Consider the following 25,464-nt stretch of genomic DNA (forward strand, 5'->3'; position numbering starts at 1 on the left):
GTGCCCCTTCGGCCGTTCAAGGGCGCACCACGGACGTTCGCCGCAGCTTAGGTAAACTAAGCAAAGCGACGCCAACGCAAGCAGATCCACAAGATCCTCAGGTGTGCCGGGAAGTCTGGTCGGCATGTGCTCGATCCTGCCCACCGACCGGAGGTTCCCTTGGCCACGCCCCGCACCAACACCCCCCGAAAGTTCCTGGGACGCCTGTCCCTGCCCGAGCGGAACTTCGTCGCGGACGCGCTGCGCACCGAGACCGTCGGCGGCGTCCTGCTGCTCCTCGCCGCGATCGCCGCGCTCCTGTGGGCGAACATCCCGGCGCTGCACGCGAGCTACGAGAGCCTCGCCCACCACCACGTGGGCCCCGCCTCCCTGGGCCTGAGCCTGTCCGTCGAGCACTGGGCCGCCGACGGACTCCTCGCGATCTTCTTCTTCGTCGCCGGCATCGAACTCAAGCGCGAGCTGGTCGCCGGAGACCTCAAAGACCCCAGAGCCGCGGTCCTGCCCGTGGTCGCCGCGCTGTGCGGCATGGCCGTCCCCGCGGTCGTCTACGTGCTCACCAGCCTCACCGGCGGCGGCTCACTCGGCGGCTGGGCCGTGCCCACCGCGACCGACATCGCCTTCGCCCTCGCCGTGCTCGCGGTCATCGGCACCTCACTGCCCAGCGCCCTGCGCGCCTTCCTCCTCACCCTCGCCGTCGTCGACGACCTGTTCGCCATCCTGATCATCGCGATCTTCTTCACCGACCACCTGAACTTCGCCGCCCTCGGCGGCGCCGTCGCCGGCCTGGCCGTCTTCTGGCTGCTGCTGCGCAAGGACGTGCGCGGCTGGTACGTGTACGTACCGCTCGGCCTGGTCATCTGGGGGCTGATGTACAACAGCGGCGTGCACGCCACCATCGCGGGCGTGGCGATGGGCCTGATGCTGCGCTGCACCCGGCGCGAGGGCGAACCCCACTCCCCCGGTGAGCACATCGAACACCTCGTGCGGCCCGTGTCGGCGGGCCTGGCCGTACCGCTGTTCGCACTGTTCAGCGCGGGTGCCTCGATCTCGGGCGGGGCCCTGGCGGACGTGTTCACCAGGCCCGAGACGCTCGGGATCGTCCTCGGTCTGGTCGTCGGCAAGACGCTCGGCATCTTCGGCGGGACCTGGCTGACCGCCCGGTTCACCAGGGCGTCGCTCAGCGAGGACCTGGCCTGGGCCGACGTGTTCGCCCTCGCCACGCTCGCCGGGATCGGCTTCACCGTCTCCCTGCTCATCGGAGAGCTCGCCTTCGCCGGGAGCACGGCGCTGACGGACGAGGTCAAGGCCTCCGTCCTCGTCGGCTCCGTGATCGCGGCGACGCTCGCGGCCATCCTGCTGAAGCTGCGGAACGCCAGGTACCGGCGGCTGTGCGAGGCCGAGGAGCGCGACGAGGACCTCGACGGCGTACCGGACGTGTACGCGCAGGACGACCCCGCCTACCACCTGCGCATGGCCGGCATTTACGAGCGCAAGGCCGCCGAGCACCGACGGCTCGCCGAGCTCAAGGAGGCCGAACGCGCCAGGCGGCGTGCCGAAGTACCGGGCGGGGCAAGCGAGGAGAACGACAGTCCGGCATGATCTGACGGGACGGTACAAAAGCAGCACCGTTCCCAGTCAGGCAGGAGAGGGAGATTGCGATGAGCGCACCCGACGGCAGCCCGGTCGGCGCCGAACGCAGCATCGGCCAGCTGTTCGCCTCGGCGACGACCGAATTGTCCGCGCTGGTGCATGACGAGATCGCACTGGCCAAGGCCCAGCTGAAGCAGGACGTCAAGCGCGGCGCGGCGAGCGGCGGCGCGCTCTCGGCGGCCGGCATCGTCCTGGTGTTCTCGCTGCCGATGCTCAACTTCGCCCTGGCCTACGGCATTCGGACGTGGAGCGGCTGGAACATGGCGGTCTGCTTCCTGCTGTCCTTCGCGGCCAACGTCCTGCTCGCCGGCCTGCTCGCGCTGATCGGCCTGGTGTTCGCGAAGAAGGCCAAGAAGAGCAAGGGCCCGCAGAAGGTCGCCGCGTCGATGAAGCAGACCGCGGGCGTCCTGCAGAACGCCAAGCCGCACCCGCGTCCGGAGCGCCCCGCTCTGGAGGACCGGACACCCGAGGCCATCGAAGCTGTGGCACGCTCGTCCTCATGACGGACCCCGCCACCCCTTCGGCGCAATCGACCTCGGTCGTACGGACCGACGTACCCGGCGACCGGAAGGTGACGCACCGGGACGTCGCCGCCAACGGCGCCCGCTTCCACATCGCCGAGCTCGGCGACGGCCCGTTGGTACTGCTGCTGCACGGCTTCCCGCAGTTCTGGTGGACCTGGCGGTACCAGCTGGTCGCGCTCGCCGACGCGGGATTCCGGGCGGTGGCGATGGACCTGCGGGGCGTGGGCGGCAGCGATCGCACGCCCCGCGGCTACGACCCGGCCAACCTGGCCCTCGACATCACCGGCGTGGTCCGCTCCCTCGGCGAACCGGACGCCGCCCTGGTCGGCCACGACCTCGGCGGCTATCTGGCGTGGACGGCGGCGGCGATGCGCCCCAAGCTGGTCCGGCGCCTGGCGGTGGTCTCCATGCCGCACCCGCGGCGCTGGCGCTCGGCGATGCTCGCGGACGTCCGGCAGACCAGGGCGAGTTCCTACATCTGGGGGTTCCAGCGTCCCTGGATCCCCGAGCGGCAGCTCACCGCCGACGACGGCGCGCTGGTGGCCCGTCTCGTACGGGACTGGTCGGGGCCGCGGCTGCCGGACGACGAGGCGGTGGAGACGTACCGGCGGGCCATGTGCATCCCGTCCACGGCGCACTGCTCCATCGAGCCGTACCGCTGGCTGGTGCGCTCGCTGGCCCGCCCCGACGGCATCCAGTTCTACCGCCGGATGAAGCGCCCCGTACGCGTGCCGACCCTGCATCTGCACGGCTCCCTGGACCCGGTGCAGCGCACCCGCAGCGCGGCCGGTTCCGGCGAGTACGTCGAGGCGCCGTACCGCTGGCGGCTGTTCGACGGGCTGGGCCACTTCCCGCACGAGGAGGACCCGGTGGCGTTCTCCGCCGAGCTCGTCAACTGGCTGAAGGATCCCGAACCCGATCGGTGACCCGGCGTGCGGTGCCCACCCGGCCGTGACGCGGTGTGAGGTGGCACCCGGCCGTGACGCGGTGTGAGGCGCTCGGTCGTGGCGCGGTGTGAGGCGCTCGGTCGTGGCGCGGTGTGAGGCGCTCGGTCCGGTCGGTGATGCCGCGCGCGGCGCCGGGTGACCGGTCGGTGACTCTCGTCGATGCGCCCGGTATCCGAACGTGAACACCTGCCCTTCGAACGGCCATTTGCCCGGCGCATAGGCCAATTGGTGCGCCCGCGGGAGGTTATCGACCTTGGGGCAGGGGCAGACGTCGCAGTATGGGCTGGACGCACGACTACAGTGACGTAGCACGCACCCGCCGTTCGGCGAGCGGTCCGGGCTCCCTCCACGAGGACGCCCGGCAACTGACGGGCGCGGACCCCCGGGTGGGCATTCCGCGCATTCTGCGCCGCCGGGCCCGCTGGGTCTCGGTACGCCTGCGCCACCCCCGCGGCTGACCCGCTCGCTCCGCCGGCCTTGAGGACCTGACACCGGCTACATCGCGCAGCTGTCGCTGTCCACCTGCTGGTTCGCGGCCCGTCCCTTGGCGATGTCCTGCTGGATCTCGTCCGCCGTCAGCGCGTAACCGGTGTTGGCGTCGTCGAGCGACTTGGCGAACACCACGCCGTACACCTTGCCGTCGGTGGTGAGCAGCGGGCCGCCCGAGTTGCCCTGGCGGATGGTCGCGTAGAGCGAGTAGACGTCGCGGCTGACGTTGCCGCGGTGGTAGATGTCGGGGCCGTTGGCGGTGATACGTCCGCGCACGCGCGCGGCGCGCACGTCGTACGACCCGTTCTCCGGGAAGCCGGCGACGATCGCGCCGTCGCCGCTGCGCGCGTCCTCGTTCGTGAACCGCAGGGCGGGCGCCTTCAGGTCCGGCACGTCGAGCACGGCGATGTCCCGGTGCCAGTCGTACAGGACGACCCTGGCGTCGTACTTCCTGCCCTTGCCGCCTATCTGGACGGTGGGTTCGTCGACGCCGCCGACGACGTGCGCGTTGGTCATGACGCGGCGGTCGCCGAAGACGAACCCGCTGCCCTCCAGCACCTTCCCGCAGCTGTGCGCGGTGCCGATGACCTTGACCACGGAGCGCTGAGCGCGGGCGGCGACGGCGCTGTGCCTCAGGGCCGGGTCCGGCGGCCGCACCTCGGTGATGGGCTCGTCGGCGAACGGGCTGAAGACCTGCGGGAAGCCGTTCTGCGCGAGGGCCGAGGTGAAGTCGTCGAACCAGGTGTTGGCCTGTGTGGGCAGCACCTCGGAGACCCCGATCAGCACCTTGGAGCTGCGGACCTCCTTGCCGACGGTCGGTATCGTCGTGCGGCCGATGAGCGAGCCGATCAGCCAGGCGACCAGCAGCAGGGCGGCGACGTTGACCAGGGCGCCGCCGGTCGCGTCCAGGGTGCGGGCCGGTGACCAGGTGATGTGCACGCGCAGCTTGTTGCCGAGGTGGGTGGTCAGGGCCTGGCCGACCGAGGCGCAGACGATGACGATGATGACCGCGACGACGGCCGCGGTGGTGCTGACCGGCGTGTTGTCCGTCAGGGCGTCCCAGAGGACCGGGAGCACATAGACGGCGACCAGGCCACCTCCCAGGAAGCCGATCACCGACAGGACGCCGACGACGAATCCCTGGCGGTACCCCACGACCGCGAACCACACGGCGGCGACCAGCAGCAGGATGTCCAGCACGTTCACCGCGTCGAGCCTCGCCTCATCGTCTTCTCGATCCCCATGTCCGGCCGGGGCCCGCCCCGCCGTTCGGCGGCGCGGGACACGGCGTCCCCTCAGGGCCCCGGCCGCGACGGCACGGAGCCCCACCCTGTCATGCCCGCCAGTCGAGCGGGACCTGCTTCTCGCGGTCCCAGGGCAGCTCCCAGCCCGCGTAATGCAGCAGGCGGTCGATGATTCCGGCGGTGAAGCCCCAGACGAGGGCCGATTCGACCAGGAATGCCGGACCTCGGTGACCGCTGGGGTGGACGGCCATGGCCCTGTTGTCCGGGCTGGTGAGATCCGCCACGGGGACCGTGAAGACCCGGGCGGTCTCGGCGGGGTCGACCACACCGACCGGGCTGGGCTCGCGCCACCAGCCGAGCACGGGGGTGACCACGAAGCCGCTGACCGGGATGTAGAGCCGGGGCAGGGCACCGAACAGCTGTACGCCGTCCGGATCCAGCCCGGTCTCCTCCTCGGCCTCGCGCAGCGCGGCCCGCAGCGGGCCCTGGCCCTGCGGGTCGCCGTCCTCGGGGTCGAGCGCCCCGCCGGGGAAGGACGGCTGGCCGGCGTGGGAGCGCAGCGAGCTGGCCCGCTCCATGAGCAGCAGCTCGGGCCCGCGCGCGCCCTCACCGAACAGGACGAGGACGGCGGACTGGCGCCCCGCGCCGTTCTCCGGGGGCAGGAAGCGGCTCAGCTGGACGGGCTCGACCGTCTCGGCGACGCGCACGACCGGCCGCAGCCACGTGGGCAGCCCGTCCTTGCTGAGCACGATCGCACCGTCGCGCGTCCCGCTCGCCGTCCCATGCGCCGGCCCCTGCGCCGTCCCGCTCGCTGTGTCGCCGGCCCGCGTCATCGCCACCCCCGTCCCCGTCGCCGTACTGCCGTGTCCAACGCCTGGCGGCACCGGGATCGTTCCACCGGATCCGCCCGTTCCGTTGGCTTCCCCGGTTCCGCCGGTTCCGCCGGGGTCATCCGGTGGCTCCCAGGGGCGGGGCCGGCTTGCCGCCCGCGTCCAGGTAGGCCTGCGGGGGCTTGAGGCGCTGGCCCGGGAAGCCGCCCTTCTCGTACTTCAGCAGCTTCTTCGCCTTCTCCGGGTCGGTCTCGCCCTCGCCGTACGCCGGGCACAGCGGGGCGACCGGGCAGGCACCGCAGGCGGGCTTGCGGGCGTGGCAGATACGGCGGCCGTGCCAGACGACGTGGTGGGAGAGGTCGGTCCAGTCGCTCTTGGGGAAGAGCGCGCCGACGGCGGCCTCGATCTTGTCGGGGTCGGTCTCCTCGGTCCACCGCCAGCGCCGCACCAGCCGCTGGAAGTGGGTGTCCACGGTGATGCCCGGGTGTCCGAAGGCGTTGCCGAGGACCACGAAGGCGGTCTTGCGTCCGACGCCCGGCAGTTTGACGAGGTCGTCCAGCCGGCCCGGGACCTGCCCGCCGAACTCCTCCACCAGCGCCTTCGACAGGCCCATGACCGACTTGGTCTTGGCCCGGAAGAAGCCGGTGGGGCGCAGGATCTCCTCGACCTCCTCCGGGTTGGCGGCGGCGAGGTCCTCGGGGGTGGGGTACTTCGCGAACAGGGCGGGCGTCGTCTGGTTGACCCTGAGGTCCGTGGTCTGGGCGGACAGGACGGTGGCGACCAGCAGCTGGAAGGGGCTCTCGAAGTCCAGCTCGGGGTGGGCGTACGGGTACACCTCGGTGAGCTCGCGGTTGATGCGGCGGGCACGGCGGACGAGGGCCGTGCGGGACTCGCCCTTCGGCGGCTCGGGGGCGACGGTCCTGGCGGGCGCGGCCTTGCGCAGGGCGACGGAGGCCTTCGGCGGCGCGATGGTCACCTTCTTGGGCGGGTGGGCCTTGCTGATGGGGGCGGCTTTCTTGGCGGCGGACTTCCCGGCGGTGGACTTCCCGGAGGTTGTCTTCTTGGCAGGGGTGGTCTTGCCGGTGGTGGTCTTCTTGGCGGCAGCCGTCTTGCCCGGTGCCTTCTTGGCAGGGGTGCCCTTCTTCGCGGCAGCAACCTTCTTCGGGGCGGCGGCCTTCTTGGCGGAGGCCGTCTTCTTGACGGAGCCCGCTCCCTCGGCCCCGGCGGAGGCCGTCTTCTTGGACTTCGTCCCGGAGGCACCTTTCGCCGCTTCCGCCACTTTCCGGCCGCCGTCGGGCTCGTGTTCGCCCACAGCGGAATCCTGATGCGCAGCCACCTGCCCAGCCCCCTAGACCTGTGCTCTCACCGGCGATTTGGACACCCGGCCAGCCTAAAGCCCGGCACCGACATCCGCCCGGGACCCCGAAGATCGGCGTCCGATCGGACCCCTGCCGCGTACCCCGGGACACCTGTGCGGCATCCTTGTGACAGATCACACTGTTTGGACCGTCCGGCAAAATGGGGAACACGGTCCCCTGGCGCACCGGGGGAGCAAGATCCCCTGAGCAGGTCGACAAGGAGAGAACTCGTGGACGACGTTCTGCGGCGGAATCCGCTCTTCGCGGCGCTCGACGACGAGCAGGCCGCGGAGCTTCGCGCCTCCATGACGGAGGTGACTCTCGCCCGTGGCGACTCCCTGTTCCACGAGGGCGACCCGGGCGACCGTCTTTATGTGGTCACCGAGGGCAAGGTGAAGCTGCACCGCACCTCCCCCGACGGCCGCGAGAACATGCTGGCCGTCGTGGGGCCCGGCGAGCTCATCGGCGAACTGTCCCTCTTCGACCCCGGCCCCCGCACCGCGACGGCGACCGCGCTGACCGAGGTCAAGATGCTCGCCCTCGGCCACGGCGACCTCCAGCCCTGGCTCAACGCCCGGCCCGAGGTGGCCGGCGCCCTGCTGCGCGCCGTCGCCCGGCGCCTGCGCAAGACCAACGACCAGATGTCCGACCTGGTCTTCTCCGACGTGCCGGGCCGTGTCGCCCGCGCCCTGCTGGACCTCTCGCGCCGCTTCGGGGTGCAGTCCGAGGAGGGCATCCACGTCGTGCACGACCTGACGCAGGAGGAGCTGGCCCAGCTGGTCGGCGCGTCCCGCGAGACCGTCAACAAGGCCCTGGCCGACTTCGCCCAGCGCGGCTGGCTCCGTCTGGAGGCGCGCGCGGTCATCCTGCTGGACGTGGAGCGGCTGGCCAAGAGGTCCCGCTGACAGCGCACCACCGGCACATCCCGGCCGAGTTCCCGCTCAAGGGACGCTCCCCAGGGCTCACCCCGGAGGGATACATCGCGCGCGAGGGTTCCCTCGCGCGCGTGCCGCACGCCTTCCGCCCCGTCGTGGCGGCCGCCCGCGACCGGCTGCCGGAGATCTACGGCTCCCGCCTGCACAGCGCCTACCTCTACGGGTCGATCCCCCGCGGCACCGCGCGCGTGGGACGAAGCGACCTGGACCTGCTGGTCGCGCTGCGGGACGAGCCGACGGACGCGGACCGGCGGCGGGCGAGTGCGCTGGGTACGGCGCTGGACGCGGAGTTCCCGCAGATCGACGGCGTCGGCGCCCTGCTCTTCGGCCGGGAGCGGCTGCTGAGCGACCTGGATCGGTACGACCTCGGGTGGTTCGTCGCCTGCCTGTGCACGCCCCTGCTGGGGCAGGACCTCGCGGCCTGCCTCCCCGGCTACCGCCCCGACGACGCGCTGCTGGCCCGCGAGACCAACGGGGACCTGGCCCTCTTCCTCCCCCGCTGGCGGGCACGTATCGCGGCCGCGGAGGACACCGAGGAGGCCCGCAGGCCCCTGGTGCGGTTCATGTCCCGGCATCTGGTCAGAACCGGCTTCACCCTGGTCATGGGCCGCTGGCGCGGCTGGACCAGCGACCTCCACCAGATGGCCGCCGCCTTCGGCGCGTACTACCCGGCGCGGTCCGCCCAGCTGCGTACGGCGGCCGCGTACGGCTACGACCCGGTCGGCGACCCCGCCGTGCTGCGCACCTACGTGGACGATCTCGGCCCCTGGCTCGCCGGGGAGTACGCGCGCGTGCACGGCGTCAAGGCACCCAGGCCCTAGAGGTGTCTCGTCGATCAGGCGGATCGGGGAACGGTGGCTGGTGCCGCGAGCCCCGCGTGATCGGCGGGACACCCCCTGGATCCCCCTAGATCAGTCCGTGTTCCTCCAGGTAGTCCAGCTGGGCCCGGACCGACAGCTCGGCCGCCGGCCACAGGGAGCGGTCGACGTCGGCATAGACGTGGGCGACGATGTCGACCGGGGTGCGGTAGCCGTCCTCGACGGCCGTCTCGACCTGGGCTAGCCGATGGGCGCGGTGGGCGAGGTAGTACTCGACGGCGCCCTGGGCGTCCTCCAGGACGGGTCCGTGCCCCGGGAGCACCGTGTGCACGCCGTCGTCGACCGTCAGGGACCTGAGCCGCCGCAGCGAGTCCAGGTAGTCGCCGAGGCGGCCGTCGGGATGGGCCACGACCGTCGTGCCGCGGCCCAGGATCGTGTCGCCGGTGAGGACGGCCCGGTCGGCCGGGAGGTGGAAGCAGAGCGAGTCCGCGGTGTGGCCGGGGGTCGGTACGACCCGCAACTCCAGGCCGTCCAGGGCGATCGCGTCGCCGGCGCCCAGGCCCTCCTCGCCCAGCCGCAGGGCCGGATCCAGGGCACGCACGCGCGTGCGGGTCAGTTCGGCGAAGCGAGCCGCGCCCTCCGCGTGGTCGGGGTGACCGTGGGTCAGCAGGGTCAGGGCGATCCGCTTGCCGGCCTTCTCGGCGGTGCCGACGACATTGCTCAGGTGGCCCTCGTCCAGCGGACCCGGGTCGATGACGAGGGCCAGCTCGGAGTCGGGCTCGGAGACGATCCAGGTGTTGGTGCCGTCCAGGGTCATGGCGGAGGCGTTGGGCGCGAGGACGTTGACGGCCCGCGCGGTGGCGGGGCCGGAGAGGACGCCGCCCCGGGGCCGGCCGGGGAGCGCTGATGCGTCCGTCATGCGAGGGGACCTTCCTGGGCGTCGGTCGGGCGGGGCCGGCGCGCCGTCACGCGGGTGCCGTGCCGCCGTTGGGGATGTGCTTGGTGAACTCGTCGTGGCCCGGCCAGGACAAAACGACCTCGTCGCCGACCAGGCGGGCCCGGGCGAGCACGGGGGTGAGATCGCGGGCCGGCGCGGCCGCGAGGGCCTCGGCGGGAGAGCCGTAGGCGACCAGCTGGCGCAGGGTGGCGACGGTCGGCGGCAGCATCAGCAGCTCGCCCTTGTCGTATCCGGCCGCCGCGTCCTCGGGGCGGATCCACACCGTGCGGTCGGCCTCCGTGGAGGCGTTCCGGGTGCGCTGGCCCTCGGGGAGGGCGGCGACGAAGAACCAGGTGTCGTAGCGGCGGTGTTCGAACTCGGGGGTGATCCACCGCGTCCAGGCGCCCAGCAGGTCCGAGCGCAGCGCCAGGCCCCTGCGGTCCAGGAACTCCGCGAAGGACAGCTCACGGGCGACCAGGGCGGCACGGTCGGCCTCCCAGTCCGGTCCCGTGGTGTCGCCGACGACCGAGTCCGGGTCCGGGCCGGCGAGCAGGACGCCCGCCTCCTCGTAGGTCTCCCGGACGGCCGCGCAGACGATCGCCTGGGCCTCCGTCTCCGCCACGCCGAGCCGGTCGGCCCACCACGCGCGCGTGGGACCCGCCCAGCGGACCCGGAGGTCGTCGTCGCGGGGGTCGACTCCCCCGCCGGGGTACGCGTACGCGCCTCCGGCGAAGGCCATGGAGGCGCGTCTGCGCAGCATGTGCACGGCGGGCCCGGCATCGGTGTCCCGCAGGAGCATGACGGTGGCCGCGCGCCTGGGCGTGACCGGTGTGAGGGTGCCGTCCGCGAGCGCGCGGATGCGGTCCGGCCAGTCCGGGGGAAACCACTGCCCATTCGCCATGGCCGGAGGCTATCCCGTGGTGGGCGAATGTTCGAGAGGTGCCCGAGGTCAGGGGCCTGCGGGGGAGGTTCCCGCGATCTCGGCGAGGGCCCTGTGCCCGCCGCGAGCCCCGGTGCGTCGGTCCGCTGCGGCACCGTCCGGTGCGGCCGGCAAGCACCGGCACCGTCCGCTACGGCACCAGCTCGACCTGGATCTCCACCTCCACCGGCGCGTCCAGCGGCAGCACCGCCACGCCGACCGCGCTGCGCGCGTGCACGCCCTTGTCGCCCAGGACCTCGCCCAGCAGCTCGCTGGCGCCGTTGACGACGCCGGGCTGGCCGGTGAAGTCCGCGGCCGAGGCGACGAAGCCCACGACCTTCACCACGCGCGCGATGCGGTCCAGGTCGCCCGCGACGGACTTGACGGCCGCGAGCGCGTTCAGCGCGCAGGTGCGGGCCAGCTCCTTGGCCTCCTCCGGGGTGACCTCCAGGCCCACCTTCCCGGTGACCGGCAGCTTGCCCTCGACCATCGGCAGCTGGCCGGCGGTGTAGACGTACGGCCCGGACTGCACGGCGGGCTGGTAGGCGGCCAGCGGAGGCACGACCTCCGGCAGCGTCAGACCGAGTTCGGCCAGCTTGGCCTCGACCGCGCTCATGCCTGCTTCTCCCGCTTCAGGTAGGCCACCAGCTGCTCGGGGTTCGGCCCGGGCACGACCTGGACGAGCTCCCAGCCGTCCTCGCCCCAGGTGTCCAGAATCTGCTTCGTGGCGTGGACGAGCAGCGGCACGGTCGCGTATTCCCACTTCTTCATGTGGCCGACTGTATCCGCTGTGGTCCGCCGGGCACGCGGCCGACCGTACGGTGGTCGTCCGCCGGGCACACGGCCGACGGCGGTGGTGGTCGTCCACAGGTTCCACAGGGCGGGAGGCCGACCACGACGGCAGTTGTCCACAGCCTCCCGCGTGCCCGGAGCGCGGACTGGTTAGTCTCGAAGGCGTGAGCAGGCTCCAGGTCGTCAGCGGCAAGGGCGGGACCGGAAAGACGACGGTCGCCGCCGCCCTCGCGCTGGCCCTGGCCACGGAGGGGAAGCGGACGCTCCTCGTCGAGGTCGAGGGTCGGCAGGGCATCGCACAGCTCTTCGAAACGGAGGCGCTGCCCTATGAGGAACGGAAGATCGCCGTCGCTCCCGGGGGCGGGGAGGTGTACGCACTCGCCATAGACCCCGAACTGGCTCTGCTGGACTACCTCCAGATGTTCTACAAGCTGGGCGGCGCGGGCCGGGCCCTGAAGAAGCTCGGCGCCATCGACTTCGCCACCACCATCGCGCCGGGCCTCAGGGACGTCCTGCTGACCGGCAAGGCGTGCGAGGCGGTGCGCCGCAAGGACCGCGGCGGACGGTTCGTCTACGACTACGTGGTCATGGACGCGCCGCCGACCGGCCGCATCACCCGCTTCCTCAACGTCAACGACGAGGTGGCCGGGCTCGCCAAGATCGGCCCGATACACAATCAGGCCCAGGCGGTGATGCGGGTGCTGAAGTCGGCCGAGACGGCCGTGCACCTGGTGACGCTGCTGGAGGAGATGCCCGTCCAGGAGACCGTGGACGGCATCGCGGAACTGCACGCCGCACGCCTGCCGGTGGGGCGCGTCATCGTGAACATGGTGCGGCCGCAACTGCTGGACGCGGCCGATCTGGAACTGGTACGGACCGTGCCGCGGGCCTCCCTCGCCCGGTCGCTGTCCGCCGCCGGGCTCGGCGGCGCACGGCGCGGCGGACACGCGGAACGGCTGGTGGAGCCGCTGCTCGGGCAGGCGGAGGAGTACGCCGAGCGGTACGCCCTGGAGGAGGAGCAGCGGTCCGTCCTGAGCGAGCTGGGTCTGCCGCTGCACGAACTGCCGCTGTTCGCCGAAGGCATGGATTTGGCGGGCCTGTACGAACTGGCGACCGAGCTGCGCAAGCAGGGATTGCAGGGAATGTCATGAGCCCGGACCCGGCCCCCGCGCGGGAGACCACGCGCGCGCAGGAGACGTCACACGGTGCCCGTCGCCTCGCGCCCGCGCGCGTGCTCGACATCGATCCGCTGCTCGACGACCCGGATACGCGGATCGTGGTGTGCTGCGGCTCGGGCGGTGTCGGCAAGACGACGACGGCGGCGGCCCTCGGGCTGCGTGCCGCCGAGCGCGGCCGCAAGGTGGTGGTCCTGACGATCGACCCGGCCCGCCGACTGGCCCAGTCCATGGGCATCGACTCGCTCGACAACGTCCCCCGCCGGGTGAAGGGCACCGAGGGCGAGGGCGAGCTGCACGCCATGATGCTCGACATGAAGCGCACCTTCGACGAGGTCGTCGAGGCGCACGCGGATCCGGAGCGGGCGGCCGCGATCCTGGCCAACCCCTTCTACCAGTCGCTCTCGGCGGGCTTCGCGGGCACGCAGGAGTACATGGCGATGGAGAAGCTGGGGCAGCTGCGGGCCCGGGACGAATGGGACCTCATCGTCGTCGACACGCCTCCCTCCCGCTCGGCCCTGGACTTCCTGGACGCGCCGAAGCGGCTCGGCTCCTTCCTGGACGGCCGGCTGATCCGGCTGCTGACGGCGCCCGCGAAGCTGGGCGGGCGCGCGGGGATGAAGTTCCTGAACGTCGGCATGTCGATGATGACCGGCACCCTCGGCAAGCTGCTGGGCGGTCAGCTGCTCAAGGACGTGCAGACGTTCGTCGCCGCGATGGACACCACGTTCGGTGGCTTCCGTACGCGCGCGGACGCCACGTACAAGCTGCTCCAGGCGCCCGGGACGGCGTTCCTGGTGGTCGCGGCCCCGGAGCGGGACGCGCTGCGCGAGGCCGCGTACTTCGTGGAGCGGCTGGCCGCGGAGAGGATGCCGCTGGCCGGTCTGGTGCTCAACCGTGTCCATGGCAGCGGTGCCGGCCAGCTGTCGGCCGAGCGGGCGCTCGCCGCCGCGGAAAATCTTGAAGAGCCCCGCATTGTGGATCAGGGAGACGGGAAAGCTGGACTTCGTAACTCTCCCGAAACGTATGGCGGTTCGGACTCCCCCGAATCTTCACCTTCTTCTCCCGATCCCGTCCAGGCGTCCGGGGACCCACTCCAGACGCCCGTGGATGCCGTCGACCAGGTGACCGCCGGCCTGCTGAGGCTGCACGCCGAGCGCATGCAGCTGCTCTCCCGCGAGCAGCGCACGCGTGACCGCTTCACCGCCCGGCACCCCGAGGTGGCGGTGGCCGAAGTGGCGGCGCTGCCCGGCGACGTGCACGACCTAGCGGGGCTGCGGGACATCGGCGACCGGCTCGCGGACAACCGCCGCGAGCTGCCCGAGCCCGGCGAGTGACAAAGGCACCCCGACGGGCGCCCTCAGCTCACCGCCGCGTAGTTCTCGTACACCTGGTCGTCGTCGAGGGACACCAGGCCGGCCCCGCGCTCGTACTCCATACGAGCGGTCTCCAGCAGCCGGCGCCACGAGGTGACGGTCGGCCGCCGGCGCAGCAGTGCGCGGCGCTCCCGCTCCGTCATGCCTCCCCAGACCCCGAACTCGACGCGGTTGTCGAGCGCGTCGGCGAGGCATTCAGTGCGTACCGGGCATCCGGTGCACACTGCCTTGGCCCTGTTCTGCGCTGCTCCCTGAACGAACAGTTCATCCGGATCGGTAGTGCGGCAGGCCGCCTGCGCACTCCAGTCGGTTACCCAGCCCATACCGGCGCCGTCCTCTCCCGAATCGAGGCTCCCCCACGGCGGCAGCGGCATATTCACCGCCGCCAGTTGAGGACGTTACGGAAGGTGGGCACAGCGCAACACCCCCTGCGGGCCCAATCTTGAATGGCCCGAACGGACTATGGGTTAGCGGCAGATCACCCGCGGGAGTGAGGTGGCGACATACGCAACAATCCCGGCACAACGGGACGATTTTGTTGCGCCACAACGGACGCCAGGTGGCACACAAGGCGATTTCGGGCACGCCACACACGCGTGAGCCGTGCGCGCCGTGCCACCCGGTCGGCACCGCACCAACTCCCTCGAAGGCCCCCAGAACACCCCCGGTCACCGCCCCGACCAAAAAGGTCGGGAGAACCCGGAACGTTTCGAGGCCGCCGGACGTATTGATACGTGGCCGCACTGCTGTGACAGTTGAGAGCAGCTTAGGCCAAGGCCTGTACGCGTGTCCGGCGAATGAGAACGTAGGCTGCCCTCATGCCAAAGAAGCGCTCGGGCGGAGGCCTGTCGCCCACGCAGCAGGCCGCCAAGTTCCTCGGTGTCAGTGTGCTCGCGGGGGCGGTGATGGCCGGCATCGCGCTGCCCGCGGCCGGCGCGCTCGGCCTGGCGGCCAAGGGGTCGGTGCAGGGGTTCGACGACATCCCGGCCAACCTCAAGCGTCCGCCGCTCAGCCAGCGCACCACCATCCTGGACAGCCAGGGCCAGCCGCTCGCCCAGGTCTACTTCCGGGACCGCACGGTGGTGGAGCTGAAGGACATCTCGCCGTACATGCAGAAGGCGATCGTGGCCATCGAGGACGCGCGCTTCTACGAGCACGGCGCGATCGACCTGAAAGGCGTGCTGCGCGCGCTCAACAAGAACGCGCAGAGCGGCGGGGTCGCCCAGGGCGCCTCCACGCTCACCCAGCAGTACGTGAAGAACGTCTTCGTGGAGGAGGCGGGCGACGACCCCACCAAGGTCGCCCAGGCCACCAAGCAGACTCTCGGCCGCAAGGTCAAGGAGCTGAAGTACGCGATCCAGGTCGAGCAGGAGCTGGGCAAGAAGAAGATCCTCGAGAACTACCTGAACATCACCTTCTTCGGTGAGCAGGCCTACGGCATCGAGGCCGCCTCCCAGCGCTACTTCTCCAAGCACGCCAAGGATCTCACCCTCCCCCAGGCGGCGCTGCTGGCCGGCATCGTCCAGTCACCGAGCCGCTACGACCCGGTCAACGACGAGGCGGAGGCCACCAAGCGGCGCAACGTCGTGCTCCAGCGCATGGCCGAGGTCGGCGACGTCTCGCAGGCGGAGGCCGACCAGGCGAAGAAGGAGCCGCTGGGCCTGAAGGTCACCCAGCCGCGAAGCGGCTGCATCACCGCGGTCAAGGACTCGAGCTTCTTCTGCAAGTACGTCGAGGAGGTCTTCCTCAACGACCCGGTCTTCGGCAAGACCCGCACCGAGCGGGCCAAGATCTGGAACCAGGGCGGCCTGACCATCCGTACCACCCTGGACCCGAAGGCCCAGGCCTCGGTGCAGGCCTCGCTGAAGCAGCACATCTACCAGTCGGACCCGGTCGCGGCGGCGGCCGTGCTGGTCGAGCCGGGCACCGGCAAGGTCCTGGCGATGGGCCAGTCCAAGCCGTACGGCTACGGCAAGGACCAGACCGAGATCAACTACTCCGTCGGCAGCGACCGGGGCGGCTCGAACTTCGGCTTCCCGACCGGTTCGACGTTCAAGCCGTTCGTGGCGGCGGCGGCGATCGAGGGCGGCAAGCCGCCGACGCAGGAGTACTCGTCGCCGTACAAGATGCCGTACCCGAGCCCGGTGCAGGCGTGCGACGGCAAGCAGTGGGTCAACACCTACAACCAGGACGTGGAGAACGAGAGCACCTCCGAGCACGGCCCGTACGCCATGAAGGAGGCCATGGCAAAGTCGGTCAACACCTACTTCGTGCAGATGATCTCCGACATAGGCCTGTGCCCGGTGGTCAACATGACCGACAAGCTGCACGTGGTGCAGGGCAACGGCGAGAAGCTGCCCCAGGTGCCCGCCATCGCCCTCGGCTCCAAGGGCATCTCCCCGCTGACGATGGCGACGGCGTACGCCGCATTCGCCTCCCGCGGGGTGTACTGCACCCCGATCGCCATCGAGTCGATCACCCAGAAGATCGGCGGCCAGGAGAAGTCCCTGGCGGTCCCGAAGTCGACCTGCTCGCGCGCCATGTCCGTGAAGACCGCGGACACCGTCAACACGCTGCTGCAGGGCGTGATCGACTCCGGTACGGGTCGGCTGGCCGGACTCTCCGACCGCGACAACGCCGGTAAGACGGGTACGACCGACGAGCGCAAGAATGCTTGGTTCGTCGGCTACACGCCGAACCTGGCGGGCGCGGTGTGGGTGGGCAGCGCCACCCAGAAGGTCCAGATGACCAACATCCGGATCGGCGGCGTTCTGCACGGCCTCGTCTACGGCGCCGACGTCCCCGGCCCGATCTGGCGGGACGCGATGACCGGCGCCCTTCAGGGCAAGCCGGCCCCGTCCTTCCACCTCGTCGACATCCCCGACAAGGAGAAGGACAAGGACAAGAACAAGGGGCGCGGCCACGGCGGCGACGGGAACAACCGTGACAACGGCGGCCTCATCGGGGGCCTCTTCGGCGGCGTGACCAACGGCGGCACGACCGGGGGCGGCCCGAACCCGTCACCCACCATCTCCATCCCGGATGGCTTCGTCCAGGGCCAGGACGGCGGCGTACGCGGGAACGGGAACGGTGGCCGGCTCGGTTGACGGTGGCCGGCTCGGTTGACGGTGGCTGACGCGGCTGACGCGACAGGAATGTACGACGCCAGGGACGTACGACGACGGGAACGTACGAACGTACGAGCAAGGGGCGCACAGCGGAAAGCCGGCGCCCCTTCGCTTGCGCGCCCCAAGGGCCCCTACCGGAAACGGCCGGAGGGGACGGACGGCCGGATCAGCCGGCCAGCAGCTTCTTCACCGCGGCGGCGACCCGCCCGCCCTCGGCCTGGCCCGCGACCTTCGGGTTCACGATCTTCATGACCGCGCCCATGGCACGCGGCCCCTCGGCACCGGCGGCCCGTGCCTCCTCGACGGCCTGGGCGACAATCGCGTTCAGCTCGTCGTCGGACAGCTGCTTGGGCAGGTAGGCGGCCAGCACCTCGCCCTCGGCCTTCTCACGCTCGGCCGACTCCGTACGACCACCCTGGGCGAAGGCGTCGGCCGCCTCACGGCGCTTCTTGGCCTCCTTGGTGATCACCTTGAGGACCTCGTCGTCGGAGAGGACGCGCTTCTCCTTGCCCGCGACCTCCTCCTTGGTGATCGCGGCGAGCGTCAGCCGGAGCGTCGAGGAGCGCAGCTCATCGCGCTCCTTGATCGCGGCGTTGAGGTCTTCCTGCAGCTTCGACTTGAGCGTGGTCATGGTCCTGATTGTCGCAGGTACGGCAACGCCGGTGCGCGAGGATTTACGGGATGCCGCGCGCGTTGCCGCCGCCCGTCCGTACCGGCGTCCGTGCAGAACGTCCGTACAGGGCATCCGTACCGGACGTCCGTACAGAGCGTTCGTACAGGGCCGTCGCACAGGGCGGTCGTACACGGCCCAATTTCCGCTGCCCGGCACGCTCCTGAGACGATGGACGCATGCGCGCGCGATACCGAGTTCCCCTGGGCATCACGGCGGTCGCGACCGCCGGTCTTCTCTACTCGGCGGGCTTCGAGGCCCGCTCCTTCCGCCTGCGGCGGGTGACGGTCCCGGTCCTGCCCTCCGGCACGCGCCCCCTGCGCGTCCTGCAGGTCTCCGACATCCACATGGTCAGCGGCCAGCGCAAGAAGCAGCGCTGGCTGCGCTCGCTGGCCGGTCTGCGCCCGGACTTCGTGATCAACACCGGGGACAACCTCTCGGACCCGGAGGGCGTACCGGAGGTGCTGGACGCGCTGGGCCCCCTGATGGAGTTCCCGGGCGCGTACGTCTTCGGCTCCAACGACTACTACGGCCCGAAGCTGCGCAACCCCGCCCGCTATCTGCTGGAGAAGGCCAGCGGCCGGCACGGCCTGAACGGCAACGCCCCGGTGGTCGGCGCGATCCACAACCCGTGGGAGGACCTGCGCGACGGCTTCGAGGAGGCGGGCTGGCTCAACCTGACCAACACGCGCGGGATCCTCAAGGTCGAAGGCGTCTCGGTGGAGCTGACCGGCCTGGACGACCCGCACATCAAGCGGGACCGCTACGCGAAGGTGGCAGGCGGCCCGTCCGGCGTGGCGGACTTCTCGATGGGCGTGGTCCACGCGCCCTACCTGCGCTCCCTGGACGCCTTCACCGCGGACGGCTACCCCCTGATCCTGGCCGGCCACACCCACGGCGGCCAGCTCTGCATCCCCTTCTACGGCGCCCTGGTCACCAACTGCGACCTGGACACCGACCGGGTGAAGGGTCTGTCCACGCACACGTCCGAGGGCCGCACCTCTTACCTGCACGTCTCGGCCGGCTGCGGCACCAACCGCTACACCCCGGTCCGTTTCGCCTGCCCTCCGGAGGCGACACTGCTGACGCTGGTGGGGCGGGAGTAGCCGCGGGGTAACCCGCCCAGCCCACCCGGATCGCCGGTCATGCCCTCCCTCCCTACGGTGAGGTCATGACCGCCGCCCCCACACCCCCCACACCGGAAACACCGCCACCACCACCGGAAACAGCACCACCACCGGAAACGCCGCCACCCCCCGCACCTTCATTCCCTCGAGACATACCGGACCTCCCCGCGATCCCGGGTATCTCCGTACTGATGCCCTCGACCGTCCCGGCGACCGCGGTGATGACCCCCGTCCGGCGTCGGTGGACGGCGGCGTACCGCCTGCTGATCGCCGCGGCGGCCGCGGCGGCGGTGACCGCGGACATGGTGATCGGCCCCCCGCTGCGCGTCCTGAGTCACTTCGCGATCCAGAGCAACATCTTGGTCGCGCTGGTCCTCGCGTTCTCGGCCCGCAGGGCCTGGGCCGCCCGCAGCCCCGTACCCGCGGCACTGACCGGAGCGGTTGTGCTCTACGTCACGATCACCGCCCTGGTCCACCATGTGCTGCTGACCGACACCTCCCCGCCGTTCTCGATCACGGGCACCCCCGGCACCCACCCCCTGTGGCAGTCGGTGGCCGGCCACCTCCTCCACACGGCGGTCCCGATCGCCACCCTGCTGGACTGGCTCCTGCTGACCGCCCCCGCCCCTGTGCGTCTGCGCCAGGCGGCACCGTGGCTGCTCTACCCCCTGGCCTACCTGGCCTTCTCCCTCACCCGCGGCGAACTGCTCCCCCCGAGCGCGACGGACCGCTACCTCTATCCCTTCCTCGACGTCGCCCAGCACGGCTACAAGCACGTCCTTGCCAACGCCCTCCTCCTGGGCCTCTCCTTCTACGCCCTGGCCGTCCTCCTCGTGGCCGCCGACCACACCCGCCCGAACCCGATCCGCCGCCGCACGAAAACCGGATTTCGTCTCCGGCCACCGGTGGGCTAAAGTAAACGTCGTCGCCGCGACAAGCAGCGACACCGGGGTGTAGCGCAGCTTGGCAGCGCGCTTCGTTCGGGACGAAGAGGTCGTGGGTTCAAATCCCGCCACCCCGACGGTGAAGTACCAGGTCAGGGGCCTGATCCGCTCAGCGGGTCGGGCCCCTGAGTGGTTCCTGGAGATCGTTTGGGAGAAATCTGGGAGAAGATCTTGGTCGGGGTCTCCCAGGTGGCTGCAGCCAAGCCAGCCTGATCACCGCGTCGCCGCGTCATGCCCATGTGCGCCTTCGCGAATTGAGCGCTCCAGACGACCCGGAGGCGTCCCGCTGATCAGTCCGTGCAAGTCCGACTGAATCCCGACCAGCAACGGTCGCTCGGTGGCCACTGCCATCCCTGACCCGAGCAAAGGCAGTCATCCGGCGCCTGGGCAAGCAACGCCACGGGCGCTGACGGCAACCTGGCCTCCGTGGGCCTGCAGGAGACATAGGTGACCAGGAGGATGAAGCCGATGGCCAAGCTCACGGAGGAGCAGCGTCGGCAGCGAGCAGCCAAACGCGCTCAGCGCGCGGCGCTGGATGCCGAGGCGGAAGACCAGCGACGCCGTGAGCGGGATGGTCTGTGGAAGCGCGAGGGCACACGGCTCACCTGGGCTGAGTACGTGGCTGGTGAGCCTTGTCGCGGTTGCGGGTCGCCCATGAGAGACGACCTGGGGAGCTGGCCACCGCTCATGAAGATGTCCGAATCAGAGAAACGCGAGTACGACGAAGCCGACAGACGGTTCCGGGAGCGGCACACCGACTGCAGAGCTGCCCGATGGAGCGTCGACGGCTCCCGCGTGACCCATTGCTGCTTCTGTTGTCCGCCACCGCCCCTGAGCGCGAAGCAGATCGAGGGGATCGCCAAAATCTTCGCTTCCATGCCATCGCGCGAGGAGCGCAAGAAGGATCTCGATACCTGGGACCTCACCCTCCGATGTGAACACGTGGTCCCCTACATTCAGCATCGCGATAACGCCTATGTCTCCGCTCGTGTCGTCGACTGTCCGGACTGCGGGGAGCGTCGCGGAGTGGTGAGCAGTGAGCGCGTAGGGCCCGCGTACAGCGATGACGGGACTATCCGTGAGCATGCGGCAGCTGATCGGGAGCGGCTCGGCCAGGAGCTGGCAGCTGCCGAGGCGAAGCTGGCGCGTCAGCGGAAGAACGCGGCAGCAACCCAGCGGCGTATCACCGAGCTCCAGGAAAGGCTTGGCAATGGGTCCTGACGGAGCGAGGAGCAGTTGGTGTCTCCGGGCCATTTCCCGGTATCGGTTGCGGTGTGTTACCGGTCGGGTGTGATCTGTCTCATGCAGACGTGGGCAGCGCTCAACGAACGGCAGCTTACGGTCCTGAAGCGCATCGGTGCTGGCAGCGAGCCAGTGACCTCCAAGGACTCTAACCTGGCGACGACGGTGTACGCCTTACGCGGCCGGGGCCTCGTCACGACGCCGCGCCAGAACGGTGTGTGGCGCGCGGAGATCACCGAAGCGGGGACCTACTACCTGGAGCACGGGCGCCACCCCGACCTGCCGGACAGGGAACGTACCGCGTCGCGGCTTCCGTCAGCGAAATCGCCAACGCCTGCCAAGGACAAGCGTCGGGAAACGGACTCTATCCCCGCTGACGCGAAGGCAGAATCTGCCAGCCGGGCGGGGGCGCCCGCCCGGCTGGCACGGAAGACGCGTATCACCATCACTGCCGAGGAACTCATCGCTCAGATCCGCGCCGCAGGCGGCACCTTGCGCGTCGAAGATCCGAAGGATGACCTGCGGGCCGCTTATCGGCGCGCGATCGATGCAGCCAAGCGGCAGAAGGCAGTGCCGGCAGGCCATCATCTCCGGTACACAGGCAGGACCAACGGCAGCGGCGATCTCGTCGTCCAGCTGGCCGACGACAACAACCCGGACGAGACCTCATGGAACCGCGAGCGGCTCAAGCGCAGCCGGACGCTCACTGACGTGGACGCCATCATCAGCGCGGTCCAGCAGGACCCGGTTGCCCTGGAGGTGTCTACCACTGCCCTGCCTCGTGCTCTGGATCTCATCCGCGCGCTGGCCGAGGAGGCACTGTCACGAGGGCATGGCTTCTCCGTCAACAAGAAGCGGCGCCATCCCCGCCCGCGCGTGCAAGTCGATGGCGGAACGTGGGAGTTGACGTTCAAGGAGGAGCAGGAGCAGAAGCCCCACGTCCCCACGGCTGAGGAACTGCGGCAGCGGAAGGTCTACAGCTGGCAACGCGTGACGCCCAAGTACGACTCCGTGCCGTCGGGTCGACTGACGCTGGAGGCGCGGGCGAGTAGCTACGGCACGCCCATCCAGTGGTCCGACACCAAGCGGGTCCGGACCCTGGAAAAGCAGGTCCGCACGGTCTTCAAGGACCTTGAGGCGCAGGCCGAAGCCAGCCGCCAGGCCCACCGCGCCTGGGTGGAGGAGCAGAAGAAACGCGAGGAGCAGCGGAAGCGCGAGGAGGCCGAACAGCGGGCCAGGTGGGAGAAGGCGATGAATGCTGCCCGGGTCAAGGCCCGGGAAGCGCATCGCGAAAGGACTTTCCAGGACGGCCTGGAGCGGTGGCACGCTGCCGAGGACATCCGCGCCTTCTGCGCGGCACTGGAGGAGTCGGCTGCGGCGGATAGTGATCCCGTACGGATTGAACGGCTCGCACAGTGGGTCCGCTGGGGCCGCGTAAGGGCTGAAGCGATCGATCCGACGCGTGGTCCCGCGGGCTTCGGGGCCGAGGAGTTCGACATCGATCCCGATCCCGAGGCCCTCAGGCCGTTCCTCGGCAAGTGGAGCCCATACCGCCCTGAGGAAGAGTTCCGCTACAGTCCCCCGCCATCACAGCGCCAGCCAGTCACGGAGACTCCCCGGGACGAAGGTTGGAGATATGGACGCCAAGGTCGCGCTCAATGGTGGCGGCGATGACGCCGTGGCCACGGTCCCGGAGTGCCTTGGTGGCGCGTTCGACCAATTCGCCCAGTCGGATGACCTCAGCGCGCAGGGCGACCAGTTCGTCGTAGCGTTCGGCCTTCTCCTGGCCGCACCATTCCCCCAGCGCCCGCAGAAGTGACTCCTCGGCGCGGCGCTCCTTGTCGTTGAAGCGACGGTTCCAGGAATACTGGTGGTACTGGTCCTGCGCGAGCGTCTCGTGTCGCCGGGCCAGCTCCTGGAGCACCTCGTCCGCCAGCTTCTCGGCCACGCGACGCGCGAGGCGCCGGGTGACCGGCCAGGGCGCGATACACCGGCCGCCGCGGTCCTCGAAGAGCAGTGGAGCCGCACGCAGTTCCTCGGCGTCGAGGTCCAACCAGGAGGCGGTGCTGTCGAGGTCCTTGATCTCCAGGACACCCGCGTCCACCTTGCCGCGCCGCAGCCGGACCCTGTTCTTCGGCCTGACGAAGCCGAACACGAGCCGCGCTGCTTCCAGTTCGGTGCTGCCACGCACCGTGCATGACGCCTCAGCGGCAGCCACCTCACGCTCGTCGTCCGCCCGGAACACATCGACCTGACTCCAGGGCACCACGAGAGTGCCCGGGTTCACCCACTCCTGCACGCTGGCTTCCTCACCGTCCAGGAACCGCACATGTACAGCTCCGTAGCGGCGCGGCCCCCCGATCCGAACGATCTCCACGCGGTGGACCGGCGTGCCGATCGCCTTGGGACTCGGCCGGTACGCCCATACCTCACCCGTCTCCATGAAGACCATTCAGTCAGAGTCCATGTCGCCGGACCAGCGGACTTGACAAGCGCTGTCCTCGGTGTTGATAGGCGGCACCGCATGTGTCTGGACCGCCGCCGTCGGGGCGAGGCGTTCCGAATCCCGGTCGTCCGACCTTGCGGCCCGGTCCGTGCCAAGGCGCTATCGCTCCCCTGCCCACTGCGTCAGCGGCATCCGCTTTGCAGGCCATTGGTCTGGAATGCGCTGGTGATCCCGCTTGCGGTCGGGCACTCGTGTCGGCCGCGAGAGCTGCCACCGAACCCCGAAACGATCAGGCCATTCCATCGTTTCCGGTTCCACAGCCGTTCCTGCGTACCACGCGCGTCGGATCCCGCGATACGTCCGTATCGCGCTCAACGACCGAACCCACCCTCTACGTTCCGATTAAGCCAGCACGCCGGTCTGTACCCTTGTGTGCGCTCCTCGCCCCTGTCTTACGGTCACGCCCTTCCTACGGCGATCCGGCATTGCACAGGGGGTAGAACACGATGACGGCCGCAGCAGTCGTACTCGAGAACCTGATGAAGCCTTGGAACGTCCAGGTCGACTCGACCGCCAATCTGGCGGGCGCCGTAGCGGACGCTGCCGCGAAGGACGACAAGGAGCGGCAGGAAGACGGACGGGAACCGCTGCGGCGGAAGCCGGAGCTGAGGAGGCTGCCGGCGGCCGAGGCCAACCCGTCGGTCACGCTGACTCCGTGGGAGGTGCTGCACGCGCTCGGGCGTGCCACCGTGCTGTCCCGACAGGGTGCGGGGCGCGGGCTGGCTGAGCACTGGGGGTGTCTGAAGTACTGCCAGGCCCTGGAGGGAAGTACCGGAAAGTACATGGTGTTGTCGGCGGAGGGGCTGAACCCCAGACGCCATTACAAGACCGTGCAGTCCGGGTGAGCTGGGGATCGGGTTCGCGCTCGCCGTCGCCGAGCGTGTCGTCCGGAAGCGGTATCCAGGGCACATGGTCTCCGTCGTGGACGCGGACATCGCCCTGCAGGCCGGCTGGGCCCTGACGGGCAAGGACGTGCGCCGCCAAGACTGGGTGCGGCTGCGGCCTGACTTCTTTCTGGAGGCGTGGAAGCCGGGAGAACCGTCGAAGGTCATCCCTCTCGCCTGCAAGGGGACACACGGAAAGACCCCTTACGTGTAAACCCAGTTGGCCAACGCCTCGGCTCAGGTGGAGGCGGTGCACGTGGGTCCGTGGAACCAGACGCCAGTGCTGGTGACCTCGACAGAGCTACTCGGGCAGGACGGCATCACTGTTCACGTCCTGCACGCCCCCGGCGATGGGTCGCTGGCTGTCGCGCTCGACGGTGTGGCTGCCGACGCCGATCGAGCGCTCGACGATCTGAACATCTACCCGGACGTGCGTATCCCCGACCCTGACGGCGGTGAGGAGCAGCGGGTGAGCGGCTTCCAGGTGCCGCCGGAGAAGTTCGTCTGGTTCCGGCGGGCTCTCGCGCGCGCAGGGGCTGCTGGGCTGATGGGTTTCACTGGGGGTGGAGAGCCCACCGCCCAATACCTGACGAAGCGGCAGGGCCGGCGGCACTTCGAGGGCTTCACCCATGCAGGTACCGGCATCATCCAGGATGTCGACGTGGAGATCGACGGAGTGACCTTCGTCGGCACCGACCACGTCTTCCGATTGAACGGCACGCGGGTCGAGGCGTTCTCCGGCCTCGCTGAGGATCTCTTCCACCACCTCCGGGACGGACGGGTCGAGCAATACCGGCGTGACGCCCACGCCTTGCGCTCATCCTGGCGCTCCACCCGCTTCGTGGACGGCTGGGACGGCCCGGTCTCCCTGCATGAGGACGGCTCGATCATGGCAATGAGCCTGCTGCCCGAACCGCGCAGGAGGCACCGAGCCAGGCAGCGGGTCTGACCGGCGGGCGAAGCGCCGTA

At 70.2% G+C, this 25,464-nt stretch carries 26 protein-coding genes and 1 tRNA gene; 17 read left to right on the plus strand and 10 right to left on the minus strand.

From position 1 onward, the window contains the following. Positions 1–159 precede the first annotated feature (159 nt). The 4 genes from nhaA to R2S09_RS00170 all read left to right on the plus strand — a co-directional run bounded on the left by nhaA (position 160) and on the right by R2S09_RS00170 (position 3,579). On the plus strand, positions 160–1,599 hold the full coding sequence (gene nhaA / locus R2S09_RS00155) for a Na+/H+ antiporter NhaA (RefSeq protein ID WP_316739046.1): 1,440 nt from the start codon (positions 160–162) through the stop codon (positions 1,597–1,599). 59 nt (positions 1,600–1,658) lie between these two features. Next, a complete protein-coding gene (locus R2S09_RS00160) occupies positions 1,659–2,153 on the plus strand; it encodes a phage holin family protein (RefSeq protein ID WP_306188706.1) in 495 nt (164 codons plus the stop codon). Next, positions 2,150–3,100: an alpha/beta hydrolase gene (locus R2S09_RS00165; protein WP_316739048.1), complete on the plus strand. Its 951-nt coding sequence runs from the start codon at positions 2,150–2,152 to the stop codon at positions 3,098–3,100. Before R2S09_RS00160 ends, R2S09_RS00165 begins: the two co-directional genes overlap by 4 nt. 299 nt (positions 3,101–3,399) lie before the next feature. Continuing rightward, positions 3,400–3,579, plus strand: coding sequence for a hypothetical protein (locus R2S09_RS00170; RefSeq protein WP_306188708.1), 180 nt, complete (start codon positions 3,400–3,402; stop codon positions 3,577–3,579). A gap of 37 nt (positions 3,580–3,616) precedes the next feature. On the opposite strand, the gene R2S09_RS00175 is transcribed toward R2S09_RS00170, so the two are convergent. The 3 genes from R2S09_RS00175 to nth form a co-directional block, all read right to left on the minus strand. Next, a complete protein-coding gene (locus tag R2S09_RS00175; protein ID WP_316739050.1) occupies positions 3,617–4,816 on the minus strand; it encodes a MarP family serine protease in 1,200 nt (399 codons plus the stop codon). A 127-nt stretch (positions 4,817–4,943) separates the two neighbouring features. Beyond that, positions 4,944–5,687, minus strand: a complete 744-nt coding sequence (locus R2S09_RS00180) for a CoA pyrophosphatase (protein ID WP_316739572.1) — start codon at positions 5,685–5,687, stop codon at positions 4,944–4,946. A gap of 115 nt (positions 5,688–5,802) precedes the next feature. Then, positions 5,803–6,996, minus strand: a complete 1,194-nt coding sequence (gene nth, locus R2S09_RS00185; protein WP_316739051.1) for an endonuclease III — start codon at positions 6,994–6,996, stop codon at positions 5,803–5,805. A gap of 276 nt (positions 6,997–7,272) precedes the next feature. Here nth and R2S09_RS00190 point away from each other — a divergent pair, with 276 nt between their 5' ends. Both R2S09_RS00190 and R2S09_RS00195 read left to right on the plus strand, forming a co-directional pair. After that, positions 7,273–7,947, plus strand: a complete 675-nt coding sequence (locus R2S09_RS00190; protein WP_028421034.1) for a Crp/Fnr family transcriptional regulator — start codon at positions 7,273–7,275, stop codon at positions 7,945–7,947. A gap of 101 nt (positions 7,948–8,048) precedes the next feature. Beyond that, positions 8,049–8,798: a nucleotidyltransferase domain-containing protein gene (locus R2S09_RS00195; protein ID WP_316739053.1), complete on the plus strand. Its 750-nt coding sequence runs from the start codon at positions 8,049–8,051 to the stop codon at positions 8,796–8,798. 85 nt (positions 8,799–8,883) lie between these two features. Here R2S09_RS00195 and R2S09_RS00200 read toward each other — a convergent pair whose 3' ends face one another. From R2S09_RS00200 to R2S09_RS00215, 4 genes are all read right to left on the minus strand, one after another. After that, a complete protein-coding gene (locus tag R2S09_RS00200) occupies positions 8,884–9,714 on the minus strand; it encodes an MBL fold metallo-hydrolase (RefSeq protein WP_316739054.1) in 831 nt (276 codons plus the stop codon). Positions 9,715–9,760: 46 nt separating this feature from the next. Further along, positions 9,761–10,633 carry an NUDIX domain-containing protein gene (locus tag R2S09_RS00205; RefSeq protein ID WP_306188712.1) on the minus strand — a complete coding sequence of 291 codons (873 nt, stop codon included), beginning with the start codon at positions 10,631–10,633 and terminating at the stop codon, positions 9,761–9,763. A 169-nt stretch (positions 10,634–10,802) separates the two neighbouring features. Then, positions 10,803–11,267, minus strand: coding sequence for a RidA family protein (locus R2S09_RS00210; protein WP_316739056.1), 465 nt, complete (start codon positions 11,265–11,267; stop codon positions 10,803–10,805). Continuing rightward, positions 11,264–11,422: a DUF4177 domain-containing protein gene (locus tag R2S09_RS00215; RefSeq protein ID WP_107473408.1), complete on the minus strand. Its 159-nt coding sequence runs from the start codon at positions 11,420–11,422 to the stop codon at positions 11,264–11,266. Before R2S09_RS00215 ends, R2S09_RS00210 begins: the two co-directional genes overlap by 4 nt. 185 nt (positions 11,423–11,607) lie before the next feature. Between R2S09_RS00215 and R2S09_RS00220 the strand changes: the two genes are divergently transcribed. Continuing rightward, on the plus strand, positions 11,608–12,594 hold the full coding sequence (locus tag R2S09_RS00220) for an ArsA-related P-loop ATPase (protein ID WP_316739059.1): 987 nt from the start codon (positions 11,608–11,610) through the stop codon (positions 12,592–12,594). Further along, positions 12,591–13,955 (plus strand): ArsA family ATPase, encoded by a 1,365-nt coding sequence (locus tag R2S09_RS00225; protein ID WP_306188715.1) that lies wholly within the window; start codon positions 12,591–12,593, stop codon positions 13,953–13,955. The genes R2S09_RS00220 and R2S09_RS00225 overlap by 4 nt, the downstream gene beginning before the upstream one ends. Positions 13,956–13,978: 23 nt before the next feature. On the opposite strand, the gene wblA is transcribed toward R2S09_RS00225, so the two are convergent. After that, positions 13,979–14,317 (minus strand): transcriptional regulator WblA, encoded by a 339-nt coding sequence (gene wblA, locus R2S09_RS00230; RefSeq protein WP_030177205.1) that lies wholly within the window; start codon positions 14,315–14,317, stop codon positions 13,979–13,981. 495 nt (positions 14,318–14,812) lie between these two features. Here wblA and R2S09_RS00235 point away from each other — a divergent pair, with 495 nt between their 5' ends. Further along, positions 14,813–17,101, plus strand: coding sequence for a transglycosylase domain-containing protein (locus R2S09_RS00235; RefSeq protein ID WP_316739060.1), 2,289 nt, complete (start codon positions 14,813–14,815; stop codon positions 17,099–17,101). A gap of 187 nt (positions 17,102–17,288) precedes the next feature. Here the strand turns inward: R2S09_RS00235 and R2S09_RS00240 are convergent, their stop codons facing one another. Then, positions 17,289–17,753, minus strand: coding sequence for a GatB/YqeY domain-containing protein (locus tag R2S09_RS00240; protein WP_306188717.1), 465 nt, complete (start codon positions 17,751–17,753; stop codon positions 17,289–17,291). A 218-nt stretch (positions 17,754–17,971) separates the two neighbouring features. On the opposite strand from R2S09_RS00240, the gene R2S09_RS00245 reads away from it, so the two are divergent. From R2S09_RS00245 to R2S09_RS00265, 5 genes are all read left to right on the plus strand, one after another. Then, on the plus strand, positions 17,972–18,898 hold the full coding sequence (locus R2S09_RS00245; protein WP_306188718.1) for a metallophosphoesterase: 927 nt from the start codon (positions 17,972–17,974) through the stop codon (positions 18,896–18,898). Positions 18,899–19,110: 212 nt separating this feature from the next. Further along, entirely contained in the window at positions 19,111–19,833 is a 723-nt protein-coding gene (locus R2S09_RS00250; protein ID WP_316739062.1) for a Pr6Pr family membrane protein, read from the plus strand. 33 nt (positions 19,834–19,866) lie between these two features. After that, positions 19,867–19,940 (plus strand) — tRNA-Pro (locus R2S09_RS00255). A gap of 391 nt (positions 19,941–20,331) precedes the next feature. Further along, positions 20,332–21,084: a hypothetical protein gene (locus R2S09_RS00260; protein WP_316739064.1), complete on the plus strand. Its 753-nt coding sequence runs from the start codon at positions 20,332–20,334 to the stop codon at positions 21,082–21,084. Positions 21,085–21,165: 81 nt separating this feature from the next. Further along, positions 21,166–22,779, plus strand: a complete 1,614-nt coding sequence (locus R2S09_RS00265; RefSeq protein WP_316739065.1) for a PE-PGRS family protein — start codon at positions 21,166–21,168, stop codon at positions 22,777–22,779. On the opposite strand, the gene R2S09_RS00270 is transcribed toward R2S09_RS00265, so the two are convergent. Then, positions 22,709–23,434, minus strand: coding sequence for a PE-PGRS family protein (locus R2S09_RS00270; RefSeq protein ID WP_316739067.1), 726 nt, complete (start codon positions 23,432–23,434; stop codon positions 22,709–22,711). The genes R2S09_RS00265 and R2S09_RS00270 overlap by 71 nt on opposite strands. A 623-nt stretch (positions 23,435–24,057) precedes the next feature. On the opposite strand from R2S09_RS00270, the gene R2S09_RS00275 reads away from it, so the two are divergent. The 3 genes from R2S09_RS00275 to R2S09_RS00285 all read left to right on the plus strand — a co-directional run bounded on the left by R2S09_RS00275 (position 24,058) and on the right by R2S09_RS00285 (position 25,444). Further along, the gene (locus R2S09_RS00275) at positions 24,058–24,456 is read left to right on the plus strand and encodes a hypothetical protein (protein ID WP_316739068.1); all 399 of its coding nucleotides are present in this window, start codon (positions 24,058–24,060) and stop codon (positions 24,454–24,456) included. A gap of 64 nt (positions 24,457–24,520) precedes the next feature. Further along, the gene (locus R2S09_RS00280; RefSeq protein ID WP_316739069.1) at positions 24,521–24,709 is read left to right on the plus strand and encodes a hypothetical protein; all 189 of its coding nucleotides are present in this window, start codon (positions 24,521–24,523) and stop codon (positions 24,707–24,709) included. 6 nt (positions 24,710–24,715) lie between these two features. Further along, positions 24,716–25,444 (plus strand): hypothetical protein, encoded by a 729-nt coding sequence (locus R2S09_RS00285; RefSeq protein WP_316739071.1) that lies wholly within the window; start codon positions 24,716–24,718, stop codon positions 25,442–25,444. Positions 25,445–25,464 lie beyond the last annotated feature (20 nt).

This window comes from Streptomyces sp. MK7, assembly GCF_032658145.1.
In the GTDB taxonomy this organism is placed as follows: domain Bacteria; phylum Actinomycetota; class Actinomycetes; order Streptomycetales; family Streptomycetaceae; genus Streptomyces; species Streptomyces spiralis.

Bases quoted from the DNA above. Each gene is read 5' to 3' on its own strand.
- R2S09_RS00160 (WP_306188706.1), top strand. From the start codon at position 1,659: ATGAGCGCACCCGACGGCAGCCCGGTCGGCGCCGAACGCAGCATCGGC.
- R2S09_RS00165 (WP_316739048.1), top strand. From the start codon at position 2,150: ATGACGGACCCCGCCACCCCTTCGGCGCAATCGACCTCGGTCGTACGG.
- R2S09_RS00170 (WP_306188708.1), top strand. From the start codon at position 3,400: ATGGGCTGGACGCACGACTACAGTGACGTAGCACGCACCCGCCGTTCG.
- R2S09_RS00180 (WP_316739572.1), bottom strand. From the start codon at position 5,687: ATGACGCGGGCCGGCGACACAGCGAGCGGGACGGCGCAGGGGCCGGCG.
- R2S09_RS00200 (WP_316739054.1), bottom strand. From the start codon at position 9,714: ATGACGGACGCATCAGCGCTCCCCGGCCGGCCCCGGGGCGGCGTCCTC.
- R2S09_RS00205 (WP_306188712.1), bottom strand. From the start codon at position 10,633: ATGGCGAATGGGCAGTGGTTTCCCCCGGACTGGCCGGACCGCATCCGC.
- R2S09_RS00210 (WP_316739056.1), bottom strand. From the start codon at position 11,267: ATGAGCGCGGTCGAGGCCAAGCTGGCCGAACTCGGTCTGACGCTGCCG.
- R2S09_RS00215 (WP_107473408.1), bottom strand. From the start codon at position 11,422: ATGAAGAAGTGGGAATACGCGACCGTGCCGCTGCTCGTCCACGCCACG.
- R2S09_RS00225 (WP_306188715.1), top strand. From the start codon at position 12,591: ATGAGCCCGGACCCGGCCCCCGCGCGGGAGACCACGCGCGCGCAGGAG.
- wblA (WP_030177205.1), bottom strand. From the start codon at position 14,317: ATGGGCTGGGTAACCGACTGGAGTGCGCAGGCGGCCTGCCGCACTACC.
- R2S09_RS00235 (WP_316739060.1), top strand. From the start codon at position 14,813: ATGCCAAAGAAGCGCTCGGGCGGAGGCCTGTCGCCCACGCAGCAGGCC.
- R2S09_RS00240 (WP_306188717.1), bottom strand. From the start codon at position 17,753: ATGACCACGCTCAAGTCGAAGCTGCAGGAAGACCTCAACGCCGCGATC.
- R2S09_RS00245 (WP_306188718.1), top strand. From the start codon at position 17,972: ATGCGCGCGCGATACCGAGTTCCCCTGGGCATCACGGCGGTCGCGACC.
- R2S09_RS00250 (WP_316739062.1), top strand. From the start codon at position 19,111: ATGCCCTCGACCGTCCCGGCGACCGCGGTGATGACCCCCGTCCGGCGT.
- R2S09_RS00260 (WP_316739064.1), top strand. From the start codon at position 20,332: ATGGCCAAGCTCACGGAGGAGCAGCGTCGGCAGCGAGCAGCCAAACGC.
- R2S09_RS00265 (WP_316739065.1), top strand. From the start codon at position 21,166: ATGCAGACGTGGGCAGCGCTCAACGAACGGCAGCTTACGGTCCTGAAG.
- R2S09_RS00275 (WP_316739068.1), top strand. From the start codon at position 24,058: ATGACGGCCGCAGCAGTCGTACTCGAGAACCTGATGAAGCCTTGGAAC.
- R2S09_RS00280 (WP_316739069.1), top strand. From the start codon at position 24,521: ATGGTCTCCGTCGTGGACGCGGACATCGCCCTGCAGGCCGGCTGGGCC.